Annotated in this window: 23 protein-coding genes and 1 pseudogene; 16 read left to right on the forward strand and 8 right to left on the reverse strand. The window is 70.7% G+C overall.

Going from position 1 to position 22,755, the window contains the following annotated elements; genetic code table 11:
* Positions 1-422 precede the first annotated feature (422 nt).
* Positions 423-1,598, forward strand: a complete 1,176-nt coding sequence (sucC, locus tag CFW40_RS22050; protein ID WP_088799507.1) for an ADP-forming succinate--CoA ligase subunit beta — start codon at positions 423-425, stop codon at positions 1,596-1,598.
* Positions 1,599-1,618: 20 nt separating this feature from the next.
* Positions 1,619-2,503 (forward strand): succinate--CoA ligase subunit alpha, encoded by an 885-nt coding sequence (sucD, locus tag CFW40_RS22055; RefSeq protein ID WP_030082896.1) that lies wholly within the window; start codon positions 1,619-1,621, stop codon positions 2,501-2,503.
* 156 nt (positions 2,504-2,659) lie between these two features.
* Here the strand turns inward: sucD and CFW40_RS22060 are convergent, their stop codons facing one another.
* Entirely contained in the window at positions 2,660-3,547 is an 888-nt protein-coding gene (locus CFW40_RS22060; protein ID WP_088799508.1) for an RNA polymerase sigma factor, read from the reverse strand.
* Positions 3,548-3,670: 123 nt separating this feature from the next.
* Between CFW40_RS22060 and CFW40_RS22065 the strand changes: the two genes are divergently transcribed.
* On the forward strand, positions 3,671-5,359 hold the full coding sequence (locus tag CFW40_RS22065; RefSeq protein WP_220457248.1) for a DUF6350 family protein: 1,689 nt from the start codon (positions 3,671-3,673) through the stop codon (positions 5,357-5,359).
* Positions 5,360-5,388: 29 nt separating this feature from the next.
* Here CFW40_RS22065 and CFW40_RS22070 read toward each other — a convergent pair whose 3' ends face one another.
* Positions 5,389-6,306, reverse strand: coding sequence for a hypothetical protein (locus CFW40_RS22070; RefSeq protein ID WP_371127276.1), 918 nt, complete (start codon positions 6,304-6,306; stop codon positions 5,389-5,391).
* 257 nt (positions 6,307-6,563) lie between these two features.
* Between CFW40_RS22070 and purN the strand changes: the two genes are divergently transcribed.
* Positions 6,564-7,220, forward strand: a complete 657-nt coding sequence (gene purN / locus CFW40_RS22075) for a phosphoribosylglycinamide formyltransferase (RefSeq protein ID WP_088799510.1) — start codon at positions 6,564-6,566, stop codon at positions 7,218-7,220.
* Positions 7,217-8,782 carry a bifunctional phosphoribosylaminoimidazolecarboxamide formyltransferase/IMP cyclohydrolase gene (gene purH, locus CFW40_RS22080; protein ID WP_088799511.1) on the forward strand — a complete coding sequence of 522 codons (1,566 nt, stop codon included), beginning with the start codon at positions 7,217-7,219 and terminating at the stop codon, positions 8,780-8,782. The genes purN and purH overlap by 4 nt, the downstream gene beginning before the upstream one ends.
* A gap of 100 nt (positions 8,783-8,882) precedes the next feature.
* Here the strand turns inward: purH and CFW40_RS22085 are convergent, their stop codons facing one another.
* Together CFW40_RS22085 and CFW40_RS22090 are read right to left on the reverse strand one after the other, a co-directional pair.
* A complete protein-coding gene (locus tag CFW40_RS22085; RefSeq protein ID WP_088799512.1) occupies positions 8,883-9,458 on the reverse strand; it encodes a hypothetical protein in 576 nt (191 codons plus the stop codon).
* Positions 9,459-9,569: 111 nt separating this feature from the next.
* Positions 9,570-10,292 (reverse strand): RDD family protein, encoded by a 723-nt coding sequence (locus tag CFW40_RS22090; protein ID WP_088799513.1) that lies wholly within the window; start codon positions 10,290-10,292, stop codon positions 9,570-9,572.
* Positions 10,293-10,534: 242 nt separating this feature from the next.
* On the opposite strand from CFW40_RS22090, the gene CFW40_RS22095 reads away from it, so the two are divergent.
* The 5 genes from CFW40_RS22095 to CFW40_RS22115 all read left to right on the forward strand — a co-directional run bounded on the left by CFW40_RS22095 (position 10,535) and on the right by CFW40_RS22115 (position 15,624).
* The gene (locus tag CFW40_RS22095) at positions 10,535-11,389 is read left to right on the forward strand and encodes a bifunctional methylenetetrahydrofolate dehydrogenase/methenyltetrahydrofolate cyclohydrolase (protein WP_088799514.1); all 855 of its coding nucleotides are present in this window, start codon (positions 10,535-10,537) and stop codon (positions 11,387-11,389) included.
* Between the two features lie 65 nt (positions 11,390-11,454).
* Positions 11,455-11,883 (forward strand): DUF3017 domain-containing protein, encoded by a 429-nt coding sequence (locus CFW40_RS22100; RefSeq protein ID WP_088799515.1) that lies wholly within the window; start codon positions 11,455-11,457, stop codon positions 11,881-11,883.
* A 482-nt stretch (positions 11,884-12,365) separates the two neighbouring features.
* On the forward strand, positions 12,366-13,298 hold the full coding sequence (locus tag CFW40_RS22105) for a helix-turn-helix domain-containing protein (protein ID WP_088799516.1): 933 nt from the start codon (positions 12,366-12,368) through the stop codon (positions 13,296-13,298).
* The gene (locus CFW40_RS22110) at positions 13,295-14,242 is read left to right on the forward strand and encodes an XRE family transcriptional regulator (RefSeq protein WP_256331338.1); all 948 of its coding nucleotides are present in this window, start codon (positions 13,295-13,297) and stop codon (positions 14,240-14,242) included. Before CFW40_RS22105 ends, CFW40_RS22110 begins: the two co-directional genes overlap by 4 nt.
* Positions 14,243-14,481: 239 nt before the next feature.
* On the forward strand, positions 14,482-15,624 hold the full coding sequence (locus CFW40_RS22115; RefSeq protein WP_088799518.1) for an XRE family transcriptional regulator: 1,143 nt from the start codon (positions 14,482-14,484) through the stop codon (positions 15,622-15,624).
* 255 nt (positions 15,625-15,879) lie between these two features.
* Here CFW40_RS22115 and CFW40_RS22120 read toward each other — a convergent pair whose 3' ends face one another.
* Both CFW40_RS22120 and CFW40_RS22125 read right to left on the reverse strand, forming a co-directional pair.
* Entirely contained in the window at positions 15,880-16,491 is a 612-nt protein-coding gene (locus tag CFW40_RS22120) for a DUF6879 family protein (RefSeq protein ID WP_088799519.1), read from the reverse strand.
* Positions 16,484-16,753: a hypothetical protein gene (locus CFW40_RS22125; protein WP_088802287.1), complete on the reverse strand. Its 270-nt coding sequence runs from the start codon at positions 16,751-16,753 to the stop codon at positions 16,484-16,486. The genes CFW40_RS22120 and CFW40_RS22125 overlap by 8 nt, the downstream gene beginning before the upstream one ends.
* A 221-nt stretch (positions 16,754-16,974) precedes the next feature.
* Here CFW40_RS22125 and CFW40_RS22130 point away from each other — a divergent pair, with 221 nt between their 5' ends.
* The 3 genes from CFW40_RS22130 (at position 16,975) to CFW40_RS22140 (ending at position 19,604) form a co-directional block, all read left to right on the forward strand.
* The gene (locus tag CFW40_RS22130) at positions 16,975-17,331 is read left to right on the forward strand and encodes a tetratricopeptide repeat protein (RefSeq protein ID WP_306427458.1); all 357 of its coding nucleotides are present in this window, start codon (positions 16,975-16,977) and stop codon (positions 17,329-17,331) included.
* A gap of 510 nt (positions 17,332-17,841) precedes the next feature.
* Positions 17,842-18,834, forward strand: a complete 993-nt coding sequence (locus CFW40_RS22135) for a malate dehydrogenase (RefSeq protein ID WP_088799520.1) — start codon at positions 17,842-17,844, stop codon at positions 18,832-18,834.
* A gap of 221 nt (positions 18,835-19,055) precedes the next feature.
* Positions 19,056-19,604: a GNAT family N-acetyltransferase gene (locus CFW40_RS22140; RefSeq protein ID WP_088799521.1), complete on the forward strand. Its 549-nt coding sequence runs from the start codon at positions 19,056-19,058 to the stop codon at positions 19,602-19,604.
* A 66-nt stretch (positions 19,605-19,670) separates the two neighbouring features.
* Here CFW40_RS22140 and CFW40_RS22145 read toward each other — a convergent pair whose 3' ends face one another.
* On the reverse strand, positions 19,671-20,420 hold the full coding sequence (locus CFW40_RS22145; RefSeq protein WP_088802288.1) for an alpha/beta hydrolase: 750 nt from the start codon (positions 20,418-20,420) through the stop codon (positions 19,671-19,673).
* A gap of 263 nt (positions 20,421-20,683) precedes the next feature.
* Between CFW40_RS22145 and CFW40_RS22150 the strand changes: the two genes are divergently transcribed.
* Entirely contained in the window at positions 20,684-20,983 is a 300-nt protein-coding gene (locus CFW40_RS22150) for a hypothetical protein (RefSeq protein ID WP_088799522.1), read from the forward strand.
* 145 nt (positions 20,984-21,128) lie between these two features.
* On the opposite strand, the gene CFW40_RS22155 is transcribed toward CFW40_RS22150, so the two are convergent.
* Positions 21,129-21,488 (reverse strand): hypothetical protein, encoded by a 360-nt coding sequence (locus CFW40_RS22155; protein ID WP_088799523.1) that lies wholly within the window; start codon positions 21,486-21,488, stop codon positions 21,129-21,131.
* A gap of 205 nt (positions 21,489-21,693) precedes the next feature.
* Here CFW40_RS22155 and CFW40_RS22160 point away from each other — a divergent pair.
* Together CFW40_RS22160 and CFW40_RS38220 are read left to right on the forward strand one after the other, a co-directional pair.
* A pseudogene (locus CFW40_RS22160) lies at positions 21,694-22,437 on the forward strand (Scr1 family TA system antitoxin-like transcriptional regulator); the annotation flags it as partial.
* 40 nt (positions 22,438-22,477) lie between these two features.
* Positions 22,478-22,753 carry a DUF397 domain-containing protein gene (locus tag CFW40_RS38220; protein ID WP_256331337.1) on the forward strand — a complete coding sequence of 92 codons (276 nt, stop codon included), beginning with the start codon at positions 22,478-22,480 and terminating at the stop codon, positions 22,751-22,753.
* The last annotated feature ends 2 nt before the right edge of the window (positions 22,754-22,755 follow it).

Here is a 22,755-nt window from a genome sequence, read left to right on the forward strand (position 1 = left end):
CGTCGGCGACGCGCGACGTGGGCGCGCACGCCGAGTGACAACGGGCCCGTCGTAAGGCGGTGCCGACTGCCCCGACCTTCAAGATCATCGGATCCCGCGGAACAGGCCCTGCCCATCACCCCCGCCAAAACACCCCACCGCAATCCAGCTCACGACAAACCGGCCGACGACATGCAGAAATCCCGAGAAGGCGTAACTTGACCAAAAGATCTGTGATGGTAATCACCGCTGGAGTGTGATCTGCGATTTAGGGCCGCACGTCCTCCGGCGATAACCTGCGGGACGGACATGCCGCGTATCCGGTCACCGTGTACGCCTCCCTCAGTGACAGCGCCGTCACGTTGCCCTTCGCGGCACGCCCATCGCAGACGAACGAACCGCGATCACTACGGCGATTCTGAGAAGACAAGGGACGGACGCGCGTGGACCTGTTCGAGTACCAGGCGAGGGACCTCTTCGCCAAGCACGGTGTACCGGTGCTGGCCGGTGAAGTCATCGACACGCCTGAGGCGGCGCGCGAGGCGACCCAGCGACTGGGCGGCAAGTCGGTCGTCAAGGCGCAGGTGAAGGTCGGTGGCCGCGGCAAGGCCGGCGGCGTGAAGCTGGCCACCAGTGAGGACGACGCGGTCGAGAAGGCCGGTCAGATCCTGGGCATGGACATCAAGGGCCACACGGTCCACAAGGTGATGATCGCCGAGACCGCCCCGGAGATCGCCGAGGAGTACTACGTCTCGTACCTCCTCGACCGCACCAACCGCACCTTCCTGGCCATGGCCTCCGTCGCCGGCGGCATGGACATCGAAGAGGTCGCGGCGACCCGGCCCGACGAGCTCGCGAAGGTCCCGGTCGACGCCAACGAGGGCGTCACGATCGAGAAGGCCCGCGAGATCGTCGCCCAGGCGAAGTTCCCGGCCGAGGTTGCCGAGAAGGTCGCCGACGTCATGGTGACCCTGTGGAAGACCTTCGTCGCCGAGGACGCGCTCCTCGTCGAGGTCAACCCGCTGGCCAAGGTCGCGAGCGGTGAGGTCATCGCCCTCGACGGCAAGGTGTCCCTGGACGAGAACGCCGAGTTCCGCCAGCCGGAGCACGAGGCCCTGGAGGACAAGGACGCAGCCAACCCGCTCGAGGCTGCGGCCAAGGCCAAGGGTCTGAACTACGTCAAGCTCGACGGCCAGGTCGGCATCATCGGCAACGGCGCGGGTCTCGTCATGAGCACCCTGGACGTCGTCGCCTACGCCGGCGAGAAGCACGACAACGTCAAGCCCGCCAACTTCCTCGACATCGGTGGCGGCGCCTCCGCCGAGGTCATGGCGAACGGCCTGGAGATCATCCTCGGCGACCCGGACGTCAAGTCCGTCTTCGTCAACGTCTTCGGTGGCATCACCGCCTGTGACGAGGTCGCCAACGGCATCGTCCAGGCCCTGGAGCTGCTCAAGTCCAAGGGCGAGGACGTCAACAAGCCCCTGGTCGTGCGTCTCGACGGCAACAACGCGGAGCTCGGTCGCGAGATCCTGTCGAAGGCCAACCACCCGCTGGTGCAGCGTGTGGACACCATGGACGGCGCGGCCGACAAGGCCGCCGAGCTGGCTGCTAAGTAAAGGACGAGGACACAACAACCATGGCTATCTTCCTGACCAAGGAAAGCAAGGTCATCGTCCAGGGCATGACCGGTGCCACTGGCATGAAGCACACCAAGCTGATGCTCGGTGACGGCACCAACATCGTCGGCGGTGTGAACCCGCGCAAGGCCGGCACCAGCGTCGACTTCGACGGCACCGACGTGCCCGTCTTCGGCTCGGTCGCCGAGGCGATGGAGAAGACCGGCGCCGACGTGTCCGTGCTCTTCGTTCCGCCGGCCTTCGCCAAGGCCGCCGTCGTCGAGGCGATCGACGCCGAGATCCCGCTGGCCGTCGTGATCACCGAGGGCATCGCGGTGCACGACTCCGCCGCCTTCTGGGCGTACGCGAAGGCCAAGGGCAACAAGACCCGGATCATCGGCCCGAACTGCCCCGGCCTGATCACCCCCGGCCAGTCCAACGCCGGCATCATCCCGGGCGACATCACCAAGCCCGGCCGCATCGGTCTGGTGTCGAAGTCCGGCACGCTGACCTACCAGATGATGTACGAGCTCCGTGACATCGGCTTCTCCTCGGCCGTCGGCATCGGTGGCGACCCGGTCATCGGCACCACGCACATCGACGCCCTCCAGGCGTTCGAGGCGGACCCCGACACCGACCTGATCGTGATGATCGGCGAGATCGGCGGCGACGCCGAGGAGCGCGCGGCCGACTTCATCAAGGCCAACGTCTCCAAGCCGGTCGTCGGCTACGTCGCGGGCTTCACCGCGCCCGAGGGCAAGACCATGGGCCACGCCGGCGCCATCGTCTCCGGCTCCTCCGGCACCGCCCAGGCGAAGAAGGAGGCCCTGGAGGCCGCCGGCGTCAAGGTCGGCAAGACCCCGTCGGAGACGGCGCGGCTGGCCCGCGAGATCCTGGGCGGCTGACTGCCTCCCGGCGTCGTTGCCGGAAGGGACGCAGACGTACGTCCTTGACGGCCGCCGGCGGTACCGCCGGACCTCGCCCCCGCGGCGGAAGAATCTTCCGCCGCGGGGGCGCTCGGCGTCCGGGGCGGGTCCGGCGCTGTGCGTTCGGGACAGCCCTCAGCGGACGTCCGGCGCCAAACGGGCCTCCCGCAGCCTCTTCCGTACCGCGGAATTGCCCTGCTTCCTGACCTCCGCGCCGCGGTGCCCGGCGGGTGGGACGACGGCGTGTGGCGCGGTCGCCAGGGGCTTGCCCGGCGGCGGCGTGTAGTGGTCCGGCGTCACGAGCATCATCACCACCGCCACCAGCGCGAACCCTCCGGCCAGCCCGACCGCCGCCCGGGTGGTCCGCAGATCGCTGCGTTCGGCGTCGCTCCGTACGCGCTCCGCGGCAGTCGGCGTCACCTGCTGCGCGGCCGTCAGCGCGGTGAGCCGGGCCCGCAGGATCTCGCCCTGCCGCACCGGCGGGTGCCCGTCGAGCCCCAGCTCCGGAAGCCGCTCGGCGAGCCGTTCGCGCGCATGCGTCAGCCGCCCGGCCGCGGCCGGGGTACTCGCCTCGATCTCCGCCGCGGTCTCGTAGAGCCCCAGGCCGACCCCGTCGTGCAGCAGCAGCGCCCGCCGGTAGGGGGCGGGCAGCCGCAGCAGCGCCGCCAGCAGCGCACGGTCCACGGGCTCGCCGGTCTCGTGGAACCGCTTCGGCTTCCGGGCGGTCCGCAGTCCGGGACACAGCCGGTGCCACGGCATCAGCGCGTACTCGTACGCGGCCGCCCGCACCCACCCCGCCGGATCCGGGTCCACCGCGACCTGCGGCCAGTGCTGCCAGGCACGCCGGAACCCCTGCTGCACGGCCCGCCGCGCGAGCCACGGCCGCCCGGTCAGCAGATAGGTCTGCCGCATCAGCGCTGCGGCATGGCGGGTGTGAAGGTCGTCGAAGGCTGCGGCGGCCTGCTCGCTCCCGGTCATCTCTCGCCGGGCCGTCTCGTGCCGGGCCGTCTCGTGCCGGGGCATCGGGTCGTCTCGCGCTGGGTCATACAGAGCAGTGTGGAAAACCGGCATCGACGGATGCAGCGCGACACGTCGGGCATTTCGCCAGTGCAGGGAGGAAACGCCTCTTGTTGGCAGCATGGCCGCGTGAGCCAGTTGACCGAGCGTGGCCCCACCCTGTCCTCGCACGGCCGAGCCGCCGCGCAGCGCTCGTCCGCGATCGGCGCGGCGTTCCTCGGCGGCGTGACGGCCGCCGGCCTCGGCCTCGGCGCGCTGGCGGTCGCCGTGCTGCTGCTCTGGGTCGCCTCCCCCGCGCCCGACAGCGGCCCGTCCCGGGCCCTGCACCTCGCCGCCGACCTGTGGCTGATGGCGCACGGCGGCGCCCTCCAACGCACCACGGGCCACCTCGCCGCCCCGGTCGCCGTGACCCCGCTGCTGCTCGCCGTCCTCCCGGTATGGCTGCTCCACCGGGCCGCCCGCCACACCCTGGCGACCGCGGCCGACGCTCGCACCGGCCCCGGCGTGGTTCCCGGCACGGGCCCCGGCAGCGCCGCGGACGACACCCTGGCGGTGCTGCCCCGCACCCTGCTCGGTGCGCTGCTCACCGGCTATCTGCTGATCGCGGCCGCGGTGCTGGTCTACGCCTCCGCCGGGCAGCTGAGCGCCGAGCCGCTAAGCGTGCTGGCGTCCGTACCGGCCACCGCGCTCGCCACGCTCGCCGGTACCGGCTGGTTCCTGCTCCGGCATCCCGGCGCCGATCTGCTGCCCGCCTGGGCGCTGCGGGCCGGGGCCGCGGTGCCCGGCGGTCTGCGAAGCCTGCTCGGCGGCCCCCGGTTCGCGGTCGCGGCGCGCGCCGCCGGTGTCGCCCTCGGTGCCCTGCTGGTGTCCGGCGCCCTGCTCACCCTGCTCTCCCTCGGCCTGCACGCGGGCCGGGTGCGCGACGACCTGCTCCGGCTGGCTCCCGACTGGGCGAGCCACGCCACGGTGCTGCTGCTGTGCCTCGTCCTGCTCCCGAACGCGGCCGTCTGGGGCGCCGCCTACGCCCTGGGGCCGGGGTTCACGGTCGGCGCGGGCAGTACGGTCGGCCCGCTGGGCACCTCGCCACCTCCGGCGCTGCCCCGGCTGCCGCTGCTCGGCGGGCTGCCGGATGCCGGCCCGGGATACCCGCTGACCTGGGCGGTGGCCGTGGTGCCGCTGATCGCGGGGGTGCTGCTGGCCCGCTCGGTCGCCCGCTCGGTAACCCGTTCCGCACTGGCGCACGGCGCGGTGGGACACCCCTGGTCGTGGTGGACGACGGCGTGTGCGGCTGCCTTGGGGGCCGGTCTGTGCGGCGCCGTCACCGCGGTGCTCGCGGGTCTTTCCGGCGGCGCGCTGGGCACCGGAGCGCTCGCCGTCTTCGGCCCGAGCTGGTGGCGTACGGGCCTCGCGGCGGTGGGCTGGAGCGCCCTGACCGGCGTCCCGGGCGCGATCGCGCTACGGGCCTGGCGGCAGTGGGCGGGCCGGCGGGGTCACGACGAGGACACCTGCCCCGGCGCCAAGACGGGGAGTGCCGGCACCGCGACCGACCCCGGCGGGGCGACGGCCGAGGGCGAGGGGGCCGTCCCTGGCCCCGCCGCGGCCGACGGCAAGCACACCGGCCCCCGCTCCGTAGGCCGCACGGCCACGGACCCGGCGGCGGCCTCGGAACCGACCGCGAGGGAGCCGGCGGCCGCGGAACCGGCCGCCACGGAGCGGCCGGCCACCGAACCGGCCCTCACGAAACCGGCCGCCACGAAACCCGCCACGAAATCGCCCGCCACGAAACCGGCCGCCACCCCCGTCACCCCGAACGGCTGACCGGCCGCACCCCCGCTGCCGACTGCCGCCTACTGCCGCGCGCTCAGCAGCGGCCGCAGCTCCGGCGGCAGCAACTGCTCGCAGGACTTGCCGGCCGACTGGGTCAGGGCATCGTTCACGCAGGTGAAGTAGTCGCGGTAGACGATCTGCACGGTGAAGGTCGCGGCCACCATCACCAGCGCCAGCGAGGCGGTGACCAGGCCCGCGATCGCCGCGGTGACCTGCGGCCGGGTGCTGCCCGGCGAGGCCGGGGCACCGGGCTGGGCGCCCGGGGCGGGCTGGGCGGCGGGGGCGGGGCGGCCCTCCATGGCGGCGGTGGTGGCCGCGGCGTCGGCCTTGGCCGGGTTCGGCTTGGCGCGCAGTGAGCTGATGCCCCAGTACAGCGCCAGCGCGCCCAGCAGCAGGGCCACCTCCGGCAGGCCGAACAGCACGCAGAAGAACGACCACAGCCCGCCGAGCAGCGCGAAGCGCGCCCGGCGCTGGGCCGGGTCGGTGGGGTCCCAGCGCAGGCCGCCGGGGTTGCCGGGGCCACCGGGGCCGTTGCCCTGCTGGCCGTTGCGGTTGCCGGGGCGGGTGCCGAAACCGCCGCTCTGCCGCCCCGGCTGCCGGGGGCTCCACTGGCTGCCCCAGCCCGGCGCCGACTCGTCCTGCGACGGCCGGTCCTCGTCGCCGTTGCCGTTGCCGTTGGCGTCACCGGTGCCGTTGCCGTTGCCGTGCGGGGCGGGGTGGCGCGGGCGCCACTCCTGGTCGGGCGCGTCGGCCGGCGGCGGGGCGAAGGGGTTGTTGTCCTGGTCGGAGTGCGGGGCGGCGGGCTCCGGGGACGAGGACGACGGCTTGCGCTCACGCGGCAGCAGCACCATCCCGGGGGAGGTGGTGGGCTGGGGATACCACCCAGCGGTAGCTGGGGGAGGGAGCAGGAGGGCCGCGCGGCGGCGTCGGTCCGTCATCTGGAGTGCGTCTTCCCCTTGTCTCGTCTTGCCACGTCCGTACGTCCACCTCGTCACGAGGGGCGCCCGGTTACCACGAACTGCACGCAGTCTTAGGCCTGACGCTACCTCCCGTGCCCGCCCCCGTCCCGTGGGGGCCGCGCGGTGTGCCGGTATCGTTGCTGACGGTCGGCGCCTTCGTAGGGTTCCCCGGATCTGCGGTATCCGCAGTCTTGTACGACCACACAAAGCACGCGAGATCGGAAAAGAGCCCCGCCGTGGCTTCCTCCCCACCCCCCGCCCGTCCCGCCGAGCCCGGCCGCCCGGCCCGCATCGTCGTCCTCGTCTCCGGTTCCGGAACGAACCTGCAGGCACTGCTGGACGGCATCGCCGACCTGGGCCCGCAGGAGTACGGCGCCGAGATCGTGGCCGTCGGCGCGGACCGGGGCGCCATCGCGGGCCTGGAGCGTGCCGCGGCCGCCGGACTCCCCACCTTCGTCTGCCGGGTCAAGGACTACGACAGCCGTGCGGACTGGGACGCCGCGCTCACCGAGGCGACCGCCGCGTACGAGCCCGATCTGGTGGTCTCGGCCGGTTTCATGAAGATCCTGGGCAAGGAGTTCCTCGCCCGCTTCGGCGGCCGCACCGTCAACACCCACCCGGCGCTGCTGCCGAGCTTTCCCGGTGCCCATGGCGTGCGCGATGCGCTCGCGTACGGCGCGAAGGTCACCGGATGCACCGTCCACTTCGTCGACGACGGTGTCGACACCGGCCCGATCATCGCCCAGGGCGTGGTCGAGGTCCGGGACGAGGACGACGAATCCGCGCTGCATGAGCGCATCAAGGAAGTCGAGCGATCGCTGCTCGTCGAGGTCGTGGGGCGTCTGGCCCGGCACGGCTACCGCATTGAGGGACGAAAGGTACGTATCTCGTGACCGCCACCGAAGGCACCCGGCGCCCCATCCGCCGCGCACTGGTCAGCGTCTACGACAAGTCCGGGCTGGAGGAGCTGGCGCAGGGGCTGCACGCGGCGGGCGTCCAGCTCGTCTCGACCGGCTCCACCGCCGCGAAGATCGCCGCGGCCGGGGTGCCGGTCACCAAGGTCGAGGAGCTGACGGGCTTCCCCGAGTGCCTGGACGGCCGGGTCAAGACCCTGCACCCCAAGGTGCACGCCGGCATCCTGGCCGACCTGCGGCTGGAGGACCACCGCCGGCAGCTGGCCGACCTCGGTGTCGAGCCGTTCGACCTGGTGATCGTGAACCTCTACCCGTTCCGGGAGACCGTCGCCTCCGGCGCCACCCCCGACGAGTGCGTGGAGCAGATCGACATCGGCGGCCCCTCGATGGTCCGCGCCGCCGCCAAGAACCACCCCTCGGTGGCCGTGGTCGTCAACCCCGCCCGCTACGGCGATGTCCTGGAGGCCGTCGCCGGCGGCGGCTTCGAACTCGCTCAGCGCAAGCGGCTGGCGGCCGAGGCCTTCCAGCACACCGCGGCCTACGACGTGGCCGTCGCCTCCTGGTTCGCCGATGGCTACGCCCCGGCCGACGACTCCGCCTTCCCCGAGTTCCTGGGCGCCACCTACGCCCGCAAGAACGTCCTGCGCTACGGCGAGAACCCGCACCAGGGCGCCGCGCTGTACGTGGACGGCAGCGGCGGGCTCGCGGAGGCCGAGCAACTGCACGGCAAGGAGATGTCCTACAACAACTACACGGACACCGACGCCGCGCGCCGGGCCGCGTACGACCACACCGAGCCGTGTGTGGCGATCATCAAGCACGCCAACCCGTGCGGTATCGCGGTCGCCGCGGACGTCGCCGAGGCGCACCGCAACGCGCACGCCTGTGACCCGCTCTCCGCCTTCGGCGGCGTCATCGCCGTCAACCGCCCGGTCTCCGTGGCGATGGCCGAGCAGGTCGCCGAGATCTTCACCGAGGTCATCGTGGCCCCCGGCTACGAGGACGGCGCGGTCGAGATCCTGGCCCGCAAGAAGAACATCCGGGTGCTGCGCTGCCCCGACGCGCCGTCGAACCCCGTCGAGGTCAAGCCCGTTGACGGCGGCGCCCTGCTCCAGGAGACCGACCGGCTGCAGGCCGAGGGCGACGACCCGGCGCACTGGACGCTGGCCAGCGGGACCGCGCTGTCCGCCGACGAGCTGGCCGAGCTGGCCTTCGCCTGGCGCGCCTGCCGTGCCGTGAAGTCCAACGCCATCCTGCTCGCCAAGGACGGCGCCACGGTCGGTGTCGGCATGGGCCAGGTCAACCGCGTGGACTCCGCGAAGCTCGCGGTGCAGCGGGCGGGCGAGGACCGGGCGCGCGGCTCCTACGCCGCCTCCGACGCCTTCTTCCCGTTCCCGGACGGCTTCGAGGTGCTGGCCGAGGCCGGCGTCAAGGCCGTGGCCCAGCCCGGCGGTTCGGTCCGCGACGAACTCGTCGTCGAGGCCGCCGCGAAGGCCGGCGTGACGATGTACTTCACCGGGACCCGGCACTTCTTCCACTGAGCCTGAGCCGCCCGGCACCAGCACGAAGGGCCGCACCCCAGCCGGGGTGCGGCCCTTCCGCGCTGCATCCGCGCGGTCACCGAAGGCGTAACCGAAGACGTCAGTAACGCGGCCTGTTGAACCAGTACTTGCTCTCGTCCTTGGAGATGAAGGCGAGCACCATGATGCCCAGGATGGTGTGGACGAGGCCGAGGGGGAACGTGCACAGGCTCAGGATGACGGTGCCGACACCGAAGACGATGCTGCCGACCCGGACCCCGTTGCCCCCGTTGGCGAACTGCAGGGCCAGCGTGATCGCGAGCACGGTGAAGACCACGATGAGCACGATCACCGCGATCAGCAGGCCCTTGCCGAAGTTGAGTGCCGAGACCTCGTCCGCGGCGGAGTACGGCGAGACATCGTGCGAGGCCTTGCTGACGCCGCCCAGCCCCGCCACGGCGATGATCAGGCCGATGAGGTTCACACCGGCGAGCACGAACAGGATCACCCGGGCGGCCTTGGCCCCGCCGGGCATCGCCACCGGGTACTGCGGCTGCATCCCGGGCATCCCGCTGCCGCCCGCGTAGGGGCCGTACGGGGACGGCTGCTGTGGCGGCGCAGGCTGCTGCTGCGGGTAGCCGTACTGGGGCTGCTGACCCTGCTGCGGACCGTAAGGGTTCTGTGGGGGATAACTCACGAGCGTGTCCTTCATGCGACGTGAACGGAGCCGTGAAGGCCCCGGTCGCGCAGGGGCGAGGGGGCCTTCACGGAGTGGTGCACCTCGGGCCGGGGTGACACCCCCAACCGCTTACTGGGTCTTGACGACCACCGAGCCCACGGCCTTGTCGGCGAAGGTCTGGGCCTTGTCGTCCCACAGCGGCCAGAGCCAGCCGACGTAGCACGCGATGCTGTCGAGGAAGTGCGCCAGGCGGCGGACGAGAGCCATGCCGAAGCCGAGCGGCTGACCGGTGTCCTCGCGGACCACCCGGATGCTCATGGCCTTCTTGCCTATGGTCTGGCCCTTGTTGCCTTCCTGGATGAGCATGAAGATGCCGCCGGCCATGGCCGCCAGGGCGGCGATGCCGACCAGGAGGAAGGCGATGGTCGGCGGGCCGGCCGAGGCTGCTTCCGCCCGGCAGTTGTAGTCGTCGTAGGCGCAGCTGTTGATCTCGCTCGCGGAGGAGGTGATCATGCCGATCCCGATCGCGTACAGGATGCCGGGCACCAGGCCCACGATCAGGCCGTCGATGAGCATGGCGCACAGCCGCGCACCCCAGCTCGCGTACCCCGTCGGCATGCCCATGCCCGGCATCCCGGGCTGGCCGTAGGGGGCCGCGGCCTGCTGCGGGTAGCCGTAGGCCTGCTGCTGCGGGACCTGCTGCTGGGGGTAGCCGTACGGCTGCTGCTGCGGTGCCTGCTGGGGGTACCCGTAACCGGGCTGTCCCTGCGGCGGGGCCGGGGGCTGCTGGCCGTACGGGCCCTGCGGCGGCGGCTGCTGGCCGTAGGGGTTGTTCGGGTCGCCGAAACTCATCTGCTGTTTTCCTCCGTTGGGTGACTACGGCACGACGCGGCGTGACTCGGAGGAAAAACAGGTTTCACTGGCCACCCCCCGACAAAGCCTGCGGCACTGTGCGTCAATCCTTCTAGTTGCGCATTCACTCTGTCCAGTCAAGGCCCCTGGCTGTTGTGCAAGTGCAATGATCAATTCCGGCCACCGGCGCCCCGCATGCCCTGATTGGAACGCCGCCGCCCTCATCCGCGAAGATGGGGGGTATGACTGCCCAGATCCTGGATGGCAAGGCCACCGCAGCCGCTATCAAGTCCGAGCTCACCACCCGCGTCGAAGCGCTGAAGGCCAAGGGCGTGCAGCCCGGTCTGGGCACCCTCCTGGTGGGCGACGACCCGGGAAGCCGCTGGTACGTGGGCGGCAAGCACCGTGACTGCGCCCAGGTCGGCATCGCCTCGATCCAGCGGGAACTGCCGGAGACCGCCACCCAGGAGGAGATCGAGGCGGTCGTACGGGAGCTGAACGAGGACCCGGCCTGCACCGGCTACATCGTCCAACTCCCGCTCCCCAAGGGCATCGACGCGAACCGTGTCCTGGAACTGATGGATCCGGCCAAGGACGCCGACGGCCTGCACCCGATGAGCCTGGGCCGCCTGGTGCTCGGCATCGAGGGGCCGCTGCCCTGCACCCCGTACGGCATCGTCCAGCTGCTGCGGCACCACGACGTCGAGATCAAGGGCGCGCATGTGGTGGTCGTCGGCCGCGGTATCACCATCGGCCGCCCGATGCCGCTGGTCCTCACCCGCAAGTCCGAGAACGCCACGGTGACCCAGTGCCACACCGGCACCCGCGATCTGTCCGCGCACCTCAAGCAGGCTGACATCATCGTCGCCGCGGCCGGTGTGCCGCACATCATCAAGCCCGAGGACGTCAAGCCCGGCGCGGCGGTCCTGGACGTCGGCGTCAGCCGCGACGAGGCCGGCAAGATCGTCGGCGATGTGCACCCGGGCGTCGCCGAGGTGGCCGGCTGGGTCGCCCCCAACCCCGGCGGCGTCGGCCCGATGACCCGGGCCCAGCTGCTGGTCAACGTCGTCGAGGCCGCCGAGCGCGCGGCGGGCTGACCACACGCGATCTGAGACCCTGTCCCTGAGACAGACGGATCCGGACCCCGAAGGGACTGCCAGCCATGGGTGCCGAAGCGCATGCGGACGGGGCCAGCGAGCCACAGCGCTCCTCGCGCCGCTTTCCGACGCTGACCCGCGACACCGCCCGGCCGGAAGGCGGCGGGCGGGCCGCCTCGGGCGGCTTCCCCGCGCCCGCCCGGCAGTGGCCGCTGCTCAGCGTCATGGGCGGGGTCGCGCTCGGGCTGCTGCTCGTGGCGCTCGACGCGTTCCGCATCGGGTCGATCGTGATCGGGCTCGCCCTGCTGGCCGGCGCGGTGCTGCGGTGGGCGCTGCCGTCGGTGGGGATGCTGGCCGTGCGCTCCCGCTTCACCGATATGGCCACCTACGGGGGGCTCGGCTTCGTGATCGTGATGCTGGCGCTGATGGTGCAGCCCAAGCCGTGGATCCACATCCCGTTCCTGGACGACATCGTTCACTTCACGGTGCGGTAGGGGTCCCTCCCCAGCCGAACCGGCTGGTACGACGCGATGACGGCGGCCCGTCCTCTCCTCCGGGAGGGGACGGGCCGCCGTTGTGCTGTGCGGGGGCCAGGGGGCGTACGGGCCGCGTGAGGTCGTTCGAGGCCGCAGGAGGTCGCACAGGGCGCGGGGCGGCGCGCGGAGGGCGGTGGAGGCGTCGTGGGACGGGCCGTGCGCCCGGGGGAGTGCCACCGGTCGTGCTTCCGCCCGCCGGTGTCCGGCGCACGGTGGCCGCCATCTGCGGACGCCGTGGGACGCCGTGGGATGTCCCGGCTGTGACCTGCGGGGACGTCGTCGGGGTGGACGCCGCGGTGGGACGGTGAAGGAGGCGGCGGGACGGTTCGGACACCGCGTGGAAAGAGTGAAAAGCGGGAAAGGAAGCCGTGTCCGCGCCATCATCGGCGGCACAGGGGGCTCATGGCCTCGGGGGAGAACGAACGCGTATGGGGTGAAACATGTCGCGTTGGAAAGGGCTGCCCGAATCGCTGGACCACCGGGTGCGGTATCTGATCGTCCAGTTACGCAGACTGAAGGACCACAGCGGCCTGAGCCTGGCCGCGCTCGCCGCCAGGACCTCGTACAGCAAGTCGTCCTGGGAGCGCTATCTCAACGGCAAGAAGCTGCCGCCGCGCGAGGCGGTGGAGGCGCTGGCGCGCATCTGTGAGGCCGATACGACCCGGCTGCTGGCGCTGCACGAGGTCGCCGCCCAGGCCTGGCACGCGGAACGGCCGCAGGCGGAGCCGGAGCCGGAGGCAGGACCAGGAGCAGAGGCAGAGGCAGGGACAGGGACAGGGACAGGGGCGGAGGCAGGGGCGGAGCGGGACGAGGCAGCCGTACCCGCTGGGCCCGGTGCCACCGCCGTACCTGTCGCACCTGTCGCACCTGCCGCACCCGCCGTACCTGCCGTAGGGGGCGTGCCCGCCGCGGCCCCGGCCGGTCGCCAAGTGCCGCTCAGGCCGCTGGTGCTGGGGGCCCTGGCCGTGCTCGTCATGGCCGGCGCGGCGCTGCTGGTCGCCCGTCTCTGGGAGGACGCCTCCGGGATAGGCAGTAGTGGCGCGGACGCCGTGCCGACCGTCAGCGGGACCGGCGCCACGTTGACCTTCACCCACCGGCCGGGGGAGGCCTTCCCCTGCTCCGTACAGCGCCGGGCAGGCGCCCTGTACGCCGGGCACAGCAGCACCGGCACGGCGATCCTGGACCGCGGCGCGACGGGCTGGGACGTCGTCGAGGCGCAGTGTCTGCTGCACCGCCAGGGCTACGACCCGGGCGTGGTGGACGGCATCGTCGGCGGGAAGACCCTGCGTGCCGTCAAGCGTCTGCAGGCCAGAGCCGGGCTGCCCACGGACGGGATCGTGGGCCCCGACACCTGGAAGGTGCTGCGCAGGTGAGCGGGCCCGGCGGCGCACCGGGGGAAGGCGTCGAAAGCTCCCGACTGGCAGTGCGTATGCGGGAGTTGAGGGACCGCACGGGCCTCACCCTGGCCGGTCTCGCCGGGCGGACGCCGTACAGCAAGTCGTCCTGGGAGCGCTATCTCAACGCGAAGAAGCTGCCGCCGCGGGGTGCGGTCGAGGCGCTGTGCCGGCTGGCGGGGGAGCCGTCCGGAGGGCTCCTGGCGCTGTGGGAGCTGGCGGATGCGGCCTGGAGCGGACGCGGCCGGCCGGACGGCGGCGCGATGCCGGGCAGGGGCGCGGCGCCGGACCAGAGCGCGACGCCGGGCAGAGGCGCGGCGCCGGACCGCGGCGAGTCACCGGCCCCGGCCCCGGACCCGGACCCAGACCCCGCCCCGGCCCCGGACCCGGGACGCGCCGCGGCCGGTGCGCCGCCCCCACGGCTGCCGCAGCGCGTCATAGCCGTTATCGCCGGCGCCTGTGTCGGCCTGGCGGCGGTCGGGGTGGCGGTGCTGGCCTTCGGGGTGGGAGAGGGGGGTGTGGTGAGCACCAGCCCGGGGAAAGGGGCGGCCGCACCCGAGCCTTCCGAGGTGACCGGCTGCCGGGCGAGGGCTTGCGACGGCATGGATCCCGAGACGATGTACTGCGAACTCCCTGACCTGGTGGTGACGCCCGTGGAGCGCACCGCCGCCCGCGGGGAGCATGTGCAGCTCCGTTACGGCAAGGCCTGCGGCGCGGCCTGGGGCCGGCTCCGCAACGGCCGGGTCGGGGACCGTCTGGAGGTGTCGGTGCCGGGGGCGCGGCCGCGGTCGGTACGGGTGGTGGACCGGTTCGACGCCGAGGCATATCTCGTCACGCCGATGGCGGTGGCCCGCGGACCCGAGGGCATCCGCCTTTGTCTCTACCCGGCGGGCGGCGGGGCACGGGAGTGCTTCGCACAGTAGGCCCCCCGGGGGGTGGGCGGGCTGTTCTTGTCAGTAAACGTACGGAACTCGTACAGAGTCCGGTCGAAATGCGACACTGCGGGGGCCACGGGGTGTGCGGGTGGGTGACCTGTGCCCGGATGCTCCCGTGCGCCTGCGCACGCGAACTGCCGTCCTGACCGGGGGCGTCCGTGCGGGGAGCAAGAAGGGCGGACCGGGGGAGCCGCTGTCGCACGTAAGCGGGGGGATAGGGGGAGGCAATGCCTCGCTGGAAGGCGCTTCCGGAAGAACTCGATCCGCAAATAGGGGAGTTCACCGGTCAGCTGCGCAGGCTTGTGGACCGCAACGGGCTGAGTGTCGCCGCCGTCGCGGACCGTACGGGCTACAGCAAGACGTCCTGGGAGCGGTATCTCAACGGGCGGCTGCTGCCGCCGCTGCGCGCGGTGGTCGCGCTCGCCGAGGTGACCGGCGCGCAGCCCGCGCATCTCACCACGCTGTGGGAGCTGGCCGAACGGGCCTGGAGCCGGGCCGAGATGCGGCAGGACGTCACCATGGAAGCGATCAGCGTGGCTCAGGCGCGCGCCGCCCTGGGGGAGTTCGACACGGAGCCGGCACAGACCGAGCCGACGACGAAGTCCGCCAAGGCCGCCAAGGCGGCAGAAGCCAAGGCGGCGAAGGCGAAGGGCGCGAAGTCGCCGCAGGCCGCGGGCCCGCTCACGGAGCCGCTGACGGTGCAGTGGCCGCAACAGCCGCGCCTGGACCTCCCGTCGAGCGCCGACTTCCCCGCCGAGCAGATGGCGGCGGCATCGGGACCGGGCCACTCCCCGGCGCCGGCCGCCCCTCCCGCCGCACCCGCGAACCAGCGCGCCCGCCGCGGCCGGACGGCCGTCTTCGCCGCCGGTGCGGTCGGCGCGCTGCTGCTGGCCGGCGCCGCCGTGCTGCTGCTGAGACCGGCCGCCGAACCGGTCACGAAACCGGCGGCCGCCCCCGCCGCCGCGCCGAGCGCAAAGCCGGATCTTCCGGCCGGGGTGCACTGCACCGGCGAGGGCTGCGTGGGCAAGGACCCGGAGAAAATGGGCTGCGGCGGGACGCACGCGGTCACCCTGTCCCGCGGCCTGGCCGGGCGCTCGGTGATCGAGGTCCGCTACAGCGCGGTCTGCCACACCGCCTGGGCGCGGATCAGCCGAGCGGCGCAGGGCGACCAGGCCACCATCAGCGCCGGCGGCCACAGCGCCACGGCACAGGCCGAGCGGGGCGGCGACGCCTACACCCCGATGGTCGCGGTGTCCGGGGACCCGGCGAAGGTCGCGGCCTGCCAGACGACCATGGCGGGCGCCAAGAACTGCGCCCGTCCAGTTCGGGCCACGCCCGCCGGTTCCGCCACGGAAGCGCCGAGCAGGTGAGCAACCTGCCGCGCACGTTCCGGCTCGCCAAGTCCGCCGGGGACGACACCGAGTGGCCACCAAACCGGGCCGGGCGCCCCGCACACTCTGCGGGGCGCCCGGCCCGTCTCCGTCGTCGTCGTTGGCCTGCCGACGCGGCGCGGCGCGTGACCGCCGCTACGTAGCAAGCGGCGGCGCTCATGCGGCGGGAAGCGTTCGGCTTCCCCAATGGGCGAGCGCCCTCGCGTAAGCGGATCTCCGCCTCGGAGGAATCACTCACTGAACGACCATCGGAGGATCGAGTGGCGCAATTTCCCGATTGAAGAACTCTGTGAAATCTTCCCCTTGGCCGTAAAGCGCATCGAAGTCGGCGGAAGTTTCTTCAATCGCCACCTGATCCGTGATCCGATTCGCTCCCGCTGCATTCCCGTCGTCGTCGTAAACCACCTCATACATGACCTCGTCGCCAAGGATCACGACTTCCGGCACAAGGTGATCGGCTTCGATATCTGAGATGTTGCGGGCATCCATCACTCGGATGTTATCGCCCAGTTCCACCCGTAGGCGAAGTACGAACAATTCCCACTGTACGTACGGTGTAACAGGGAACTGCACTACGCGAAGCCGACGCTCCAGAACCCCGAGTTCAGCAGCCTTCTGGAACTGAGCAGCGTAGACTTCACGCTTCTCCTCAATCAAGGAGAGTGCTCTATTCCACTCGCCGGCAGCAAAGGCTTCCCAGCTGGGAAACCCTCGCTCCTTGAAATTCTGCCCACGCTCAAGCTTTTTCAAGAAGCGGATGCCGCTCTCATGATGGCGACGAAAGTCCTTGTGGTAGCTTGGTCGATCCAAATGCTCTGAGGTAGTTCGCTGGAACGACTCAAACACTTGGGATATCCGGCTTCGCCGCGACCATCATGCTCCTCGGGATGACGACGAGTCGTTCGTCGTCGCCTACCGACACGCCTGCCGGAAGATTTTTCCCGAGCGAGCCTGTCAGATCTCTGCCGATGATGGCGACATCCCCATTTTCTAGCTCCCAGATATCGGGACAGTCGGGATTGTCTGTGGTATGTCCTAACTCCTGTGGGGATTTTCCCAGCCGCCTCTTGAACCGCGTTTTAGGGTCAGCTTCCCAAGGTCTGGCCACAACCACTCCTCTCCTTCGGGCGTAACCAGAGCTTTTCGAGCTTAACGCCTGAAGCTCGATGCGGCCAGAGCAAACGCTGCTGTTGCGCAGGAAAAATGGACAATGGCATATGCCAGGGGAAAATTCCATCGAGGGTCGCTTGTCTGTTCAGTTTGATGGTGCAACGATGCTGACCTTGAGTTGCCACACGGTCCTCGCGGCCTTGATGGGCATTGCTTTCCTTGCCCGCGGAATGTGAGCGGCACCTCGGCCCGGAGCACACAGTCACGCTGGGAGCAAGGCACAATCATGCCTGGGCGCTTTACGTACTCGGGCGCTTTGACGAGGCTAATGAGGAGATTCGGCTGGTCGCGGACACGTATGAACGTCGATTCGGGTCCGATTACCCCATCGCGCTTTCGGCGCAACAGCTATACGCTCGAATTCAAGATGGCCTCGGACGCTTCGAGGAAGCAGTAGACCTTATGAATGACGTCGTGGAAAGGCGGACCAACAGCCTCGGAGCTGACCATCCTTTTACAGCTGCCAGCAGGAAGGTGCTGGCTGAGCTCAAGAAGAATCGGCGAACTGCTCCCTGATTCATCATCAGCGGTTCCTACGGGATGCCGCCGATGAGGCAGGGGTGATCGGCGCCGATCGGCGCGGCGGGTTGGCGCGGGCGCCGACCGGCCGGGCGCCGGGCCCGCTGCCTGCCCGGGACCCCTCCCGGAGGTTGGCCGAAATTCAGGGGGCATGTCCGACAGGATCTCGGGCAGACGACGGTTACCCCCCACGGGTGTGGCACAACCTGGCGGCCGCCCGCACTCCCCCCTCCTTGAGTGGGCGGCCGCCGCCCCCTTCCTGCGGGACCGGCGCGGAGCACACACCGCGCCGGACGAGCGAGCCCCTGGGGGCAGCCGTACGGGCGCCCCGGAAGCACCCGGTGAGGTGTCCCACACCGGCCCGTCACTTCCGCCGGGCAGGGGTCCGATAGCCTGACGGCCGGGTCTCTCGATACCAAGAGACCCGGATAGCTGGGCAGGGACACCCACCGCCACCCATGGTGGTCCAGGGGCTTGCCCCCGGAAAACACCGCGCAGGAGATCGCCATGACCCGCACTCCCGTCAATGTCACCGTCACCGGCGCCGCCGGCCAGATCGGTTACGCACTCCTCTTCCGCATCGCTTCCGGTCATCTGCTCGGCGCTGACGTGCCGGTCAAGCTGCGCCTTCTGGAGATCCCCCAGGGTCTGAAGGCCGCCGAGGGCACCGCCATGGAGCTGGACGACTGCGCCTTCCCGCTGCTGCAGGGCATCGACATCTCGGACGACCCGAACGTGGCCTTCGACGGTGCGAACGTCGCCCTGCTCGTCGGCGCCCGCCCCCGTACGAAGGGCATGGAGCGCGGCGACCTCCTGGAGGCCAACGGCGGCATCTTCAAGCCGCAGGGCAAGGCCATCAACGACCACGCCGCGGACGACATCAAGGTCCTGGTCGTCGGCAACCCCGCCAACACCAACGCCCTGATCGCCCAGGCCGCCGCGCCGGACGTACCGCGCGAGCGCTTCACCGCCATGACCCGCCTGGACCACAACCGCGCGCTCTCGCAGCTCTCGAAGAAGACCGGCACCCCGGTCTCCGAGATCCGCAAGCTGACGATCTGGGGCAACCACTCCGCCACCCAGTACCCCGACATCTTCCACGCCGAGGTCGCGGGCAAGAACGCCGCCGAGGTCGTGAACGACCAGAAGTGGCTGGCCGAGGACTTCATCCCGACCGTCGCCAAGCGCGGTGCGGCGATCATCGAGGCCCGTGGCGCGTCCTCCGCCGCCTCCGCCGCCAACGCCGCCATCGACCACGTCCACACCTGGGTCAACGGCACCGCCGCCGGCGACTGGACCTCGATGGGCATCCCCTCGGACGGCTCCTACGGCGTCCCGGAGGGCCTGATCTCCTCCTTCCCCGTCACCACCAAGGACGGCAAGTACGAGATCGTCCAGGGCCTGGAGATCAACGACTTCTCCCGCGAGCGCATCGACGCGTCGGTGAAGGAGCTGGCGGAGGAGCGCGAGGCCGTCCGCGGTCTCGGCCTCCTCGGCTGACCCACCGCCGCGGCCGCCCCGTCCGGGCGGCACCGCAGCACCTACGAGCCCGTACGGCCTGCAACGGCCGTGCGGGCTCGGTCATGTGGGCCGGTCGAGCGGTCGGGGTACAGCGCTTCTTCCTGGACACCCGGTACCCCTCATGCCTTGAGGAGCCGTGGTCTGGTTCGTGAGTGGTGAGAGCACGTGCTGCTCGGCGGGCGTGCGATAGGTTCCCCGCCATGACTGGATTAGGGTCCGTCGCCTGGCCACCTGCCCCGATCAAGACCGCGCGGCTCGTGCTCCGCGCGTCCGAGGGCCGGGACCGTGCGGCGTTCATCGAGTTGTTCGCCTCGCCGGAGGTGGGCGTCTACACAGGCGGCCCCCGACCGCGCGACGAGTTGGAGCGCGCGGTGCCTGAAGTGCCCGGGCGGCGCCCCGGCCTTTTCGTGATCGAGCTCGACGGAGCGATGATCGGCACCATCGAGCTCAACCGGCGCGACGCGGAGCGTCGGAGCCAGGCCCGTCCGGATGCCGGGGAGGCCGAGCTCGGCTACCTGTTCCTGCCGGAGGCATGGGGACGCGGGTACGCCGCCGAGGCGTGCGCGGCGGCCCTCGGCTGGTTCGCCGACACGCTTCCCGGCGAGCCGGTGGTGCTCTGCACCCAGACCGCCAACGACCGCTCGATGCGCCTCGCGGCGAAGCTGGGGTTCACCGAGGTGCAACGGTTCGAGGAGTGGGGCGCCGAACAGTGGATGGGCGTGTGGTCCCCGCTCACGCCGCCCGCTTGAGCCCATGCCCGCAAGGGGCGGTGTGCCGGCCGTGAGCAGTGTGCGGCCCGAGCGGCCGTGGACGAGCTACTTGGCCGCCCGCGCACGCGTGGCCGACCGGCCGTGGCCGTCGAGGCCGGTCAGCACCGCCGCCACGAACTCCCGCCGGTCGTCGCCGTGATCGCGGAACCACATTCCCAGCTGGTGCTGTGCGTCCGGAAGGTCGAACCGCGTGTACCGGGCACGCGCGGCCAGCGCGTCCTGTACGGACTCGGTCACCGCGGACGGGATCACCGCGTCGGTACCCGGCACGCCGAGCACCGCCCGGCCCTCGTACGCCCGCAGCACCTGAAGCGCGGGCGCCTCCCGCCAGCTCTCTGGCTGCCGGATGATCCCGCTGAACCGGCCGTTCCCGTCCTTGAAGGGCACGTCCCACGCCTCGGCGGCGTACACGGCGGGCGCGCACAGCCCCAGCGCCGCGACCCGCTCCCCGTAGTGCGCCACGAGATCGGCCACCGTCTGGCCGCTCATGCTGAACCCCACCAGGGCCAGCGGCCCGTCCGCCCCCGCGTACGCGTCGATCACCGCGACGGCCTGCTCGAACCGTCGCCGCAGGCTCAACTCACCGAGCTGTCCGGTGCTTTCGCCGTGCCCGGAGAAGTCGAAGGCGATCCCTCGGCAACCGTGGGCCACGAACTCCCGTACCAGCGGCAGCAGTCGCTCCGAGCTGCTGGTGCCCGCGCCGTGTAGCACCACGGCGGTGACCCCGGAAGGGGCACCGCCGTACACACCGCTGAGCCGTTCACCGTCGTGGTCGTGCGTGAAGTCGAAGAGCATGCCCTCCATTCACTCATGGCGTGGCCTCCGCGATGCAGGCGTATTCGTGCCGGCAGGGTGTTCCCCAGGCGGTTTCGTTTGGATCAGTTCGTCGTTGATGCGGATGTGTCGTTGGTCAGCAGGAATGTGCACGGTGTCCCGTTGTCCAAAAGGCGATCACTCGTTTGAAGGACTTCGGCATGCCGGGGCGATCTCGTGACAAGTCTTCCGTCGGCCGTCGAGGACGGCCAAGCAGTCCAGATCAAAGACGGAGGAAGTCGACGATGAGCTTCGTTCAGACCGGCAAGATCGATCTGAATTCCGACAACGCGATCGAGACGAGCGGGGGTAACACCTCGACCTTCACGCGGGTCACTTTCCCCAGCCCGTTCCCGCCTGGTTCCAGCGTCGTTGTCCTCCCACTGACCCAGACCTTCAACGGGCCGGAGACGCCGGGCATCCGAATCCATGACGTCACCAACACGGGCTTCCTCATCCGCCTGAACGAGGTGTACGCCGGCGCCACCAAGAGCGACGGCAAGCACACCACCGAAACCATCGGCTGGCTGGCCGCGACTGTCTGATGCACTTTGCTCCGGCCGGGTGTTGGTCACGTCCTCATTGGAAGAGCGCCCGGCCGGAGCGTCACAGTGCACTGGTGCCGATAGCGAGGCACTGGGAACCGCTCGATAATCCAAACGACAGACCCTGGGGGCGCGCACAGCTCGGTCAGGTGGTCTCGGTCCGCAGCTCCCTGTCATCGGCCTCGTGGCCACCGTCCGTCGCCACAGGCAGGCGCGCGCCCCGGCTGTCGGCGACGCGCAGCACGTTGCCGAAGGCCTGCGTGGTCGCCCGCAGTGCCAGCCGCAGCGCATGTTCTCCGGCCTTGCCGTCGTCCAGTACGGCCACCGCGCCCTTGAGGACGTCGGCACCGTCGCACAGCTGCTCCGCCTCGATCTCATCGGCCAGCCGCGACAGCACACCCCCGGTCCCGTCCGCCGACAAGAAGCACGGCTTCCCGCCCTCGCCCTCCCACGGCAGCAGGCGCAGCCCCGGCCACACGGGGGCGGCATCCCGGTCGTAACTCATGCTCAATGACTCCCAGAGGTTGGTTGCGCGAGAAGGCGGCACAGTCGGCCGGATGACCCGTTACGTTGGGTGTGTTCAGCGTTGCGCCCCGTAGTGCGCGGCCGCAACGTCAGACGCGTGACACTCACCATCTGGCACCAAGGGGGATGCGGTGAGCCGACGACGACGCAATGCCGCGAGTGGACCGGCAGCCACCAACGCCGCTGTGTTCGGGGAGGCGCTGAAGCACTTCCGGGAGGCGGCGGGTTACACGCAGGAGGAGCTGGCGAGCAAGATCCCCTGCGACCGTTCCCAGGTGGCCCGCGTGGAGGCAGGCACGCGCGTACCGCAGGAATCCTTCGCCAGGCAGTGCGATGAACTGCTGCAGACGGGCGGAGTGCTGCTGCGGTTATGGGGGCGGATCGACTGGTACCCGGAGGTGCAGCATCCGGACTGGTTCGAGCGCAGGGCTGAGATGGATGCGGTGGCGGTGGCGCTGCGGGAATATCAAGAGCAGGTCATCCCAGGGCTGTTGCAGACGCCTGACTACGCGCACGCACTGTTCAGCCGCCGCACCACAAACGCCGAGAAGGTGGCGGAGCGAGTCCGGGCGCGACTGAGTCGACAGCAGCGCTTCCTGGCGGTCAACGGCCCGCTGTACGTGGCCGTTCTCGATGAGAGCTGCCTGCGCAACGTCGTCGGAGGCCCGGCGGTCATGCGCGACCAGTGCGCGCACTTGCTGAGGGTGGGGCAGTACGCCAACATTCGCCTTCAGGTTGCCCCGGCCGACCGTGCCGAGCTTCGGCGACCCAAGGCCTCCATGGCCCTGATCACGCTGCCCGACGGGGAATGCTGGCTCTACTCGGAGTCTCTGGAACGCGGCCATTTCCACGACGATCCGGCCGTCTTCGCCCGCCACAGCCAGACCTATGATGTGCTCAGGGCGGATGCTCTGTCAGCCCCCGAATCCGCCGCTCTGATCGGCGACTTCATGGAAGGGTACGGGGACCATGGACAAGCACCAGCTCAGCACGCCGATATGGATCAAGAGCAGCTACAGCCACGACGATGGCGGCAACTGCGTCGAAGTAGCGCTCACCTGGATGAAGAGCAGCTACAGCGACCGCGACGGGGGCGACTGCATCGAAGTAGCCCCCGGTACCCCCGACGCCGTCCCCGTCCGTGACAGCAAGGACCCGCAGGGCCCCGTGCTGGTCTTCCCGACGGGCGGCTGGACGTCCTTCGTCGCGGCCCTCAAGAACGGGGAGTTCCCCGCGGCCGCCTGACC

Origin of the sequence: Streptomyces sp. 2114.4 (assembly GCF_900187385.1) — a bacterium.
In the GTDB taxonomy this organism is placed as follows: Bacteria; Actinomycetota; Actinomycetes; order Streptomycetales; family Streptomycetaceae; genus Streptomyces; species Streptomyces mooreae.

Coding starts and splice junctions, on each gene's coding strand:
- sucD (WP_030082896.1), top strand. CDS start 1,619: ATGGCTATCTTCCTGACCAAGGAAAGCAAGGTCATCGTCCAGGGCATG.
- CFW40_RS22060 (WP_088799508.1), bottom strand. CDS start 3,547: ATGCCCCGGCACGAGACGGCCCGGCACGAGACGGCCCGGCGAGAGATG.
- CFW40_RS22070 (WP_371127276.1), bottom strand. CDS start 6,306: ATGACGGACCGACGCCGCCGCGCGGCCCTCCTGCTCCCTCCCCCAGCT.
- CFW40_RS22090 (WP_088799513.1), bottom strand. CDS start 10,292: ATGAGTTTCGGCGACCCGAACAACCCCTACGGCCAGCAGCCGCCGCCG.
- CFW40_RS22095 (WP_088799514.1), top strand. CDS start 10,535: ATGACTGCCCAGATCCTGGATGGCAAGGCCACCGCAGCCGCTATCAAG.
- CFW40_RS22100 (WP_088799515.1), top strand. CDS start 11,455: ATGGGTGCCGAAGCGCATGCGGACGGGGCCAGCGAGCCACAGCGCTCC.
- CFW40_RS22105 (WP_088799516.1), top strand. CDS start 12,366: ATGTCGCGTTGGAAAGGGCTGCCCGAATCGCTGGACCACCGGGTGCGG.
- CFW40_RS22115 (WP_088799518.1), top strand. CDS start 14,482: ATGCCTCGCTGGAAGGCGCTTCCGGAAGAACTCGATCCGCAAATAGGG.
- CFW40_RS22135 (WP_088799520.1), top strand. CDS start 17,842: ATGACCCGCACTCCCGTCAATGTCACCGTCACCGGCGCCGCCGGCCAG.
- CFW40_RS22140 (WP_088799521.1), top strand. CDS start 19,056: ATGACTGGATTAGGGTCCGTCGCCTGGCCACCTGCCCCGATCAAGACC.
- CFW40_RS22145 (WP_088802288.1), bottom strand. CDS start 20,420: ATGCTCTTCGACTTCACGCACGACCACGACGGTGAACGGCTCAGCGGT.
- CFW40_RS22150 (WP_088799522.1), top strand. CDS start 20,684: ATGAGCTTCGTTCAGACCGGCAAGATCGATCTGAATTCCGACAACGCG.
- CFW40_RS22155 (WP_088799523.1), bottom strand. CDS start 21,488: ATGAGTTACGACCGGGATGCCGCCCCCGTGTGGCCGGGGCTGCGCCTG.
- CFW40_RS38220 (WP_256331337.1), top strand. CDS start 22,478: ATGGACAAGCACCAGCTCAGCACGCCGATATGGATCAAGAGCAGCTAC.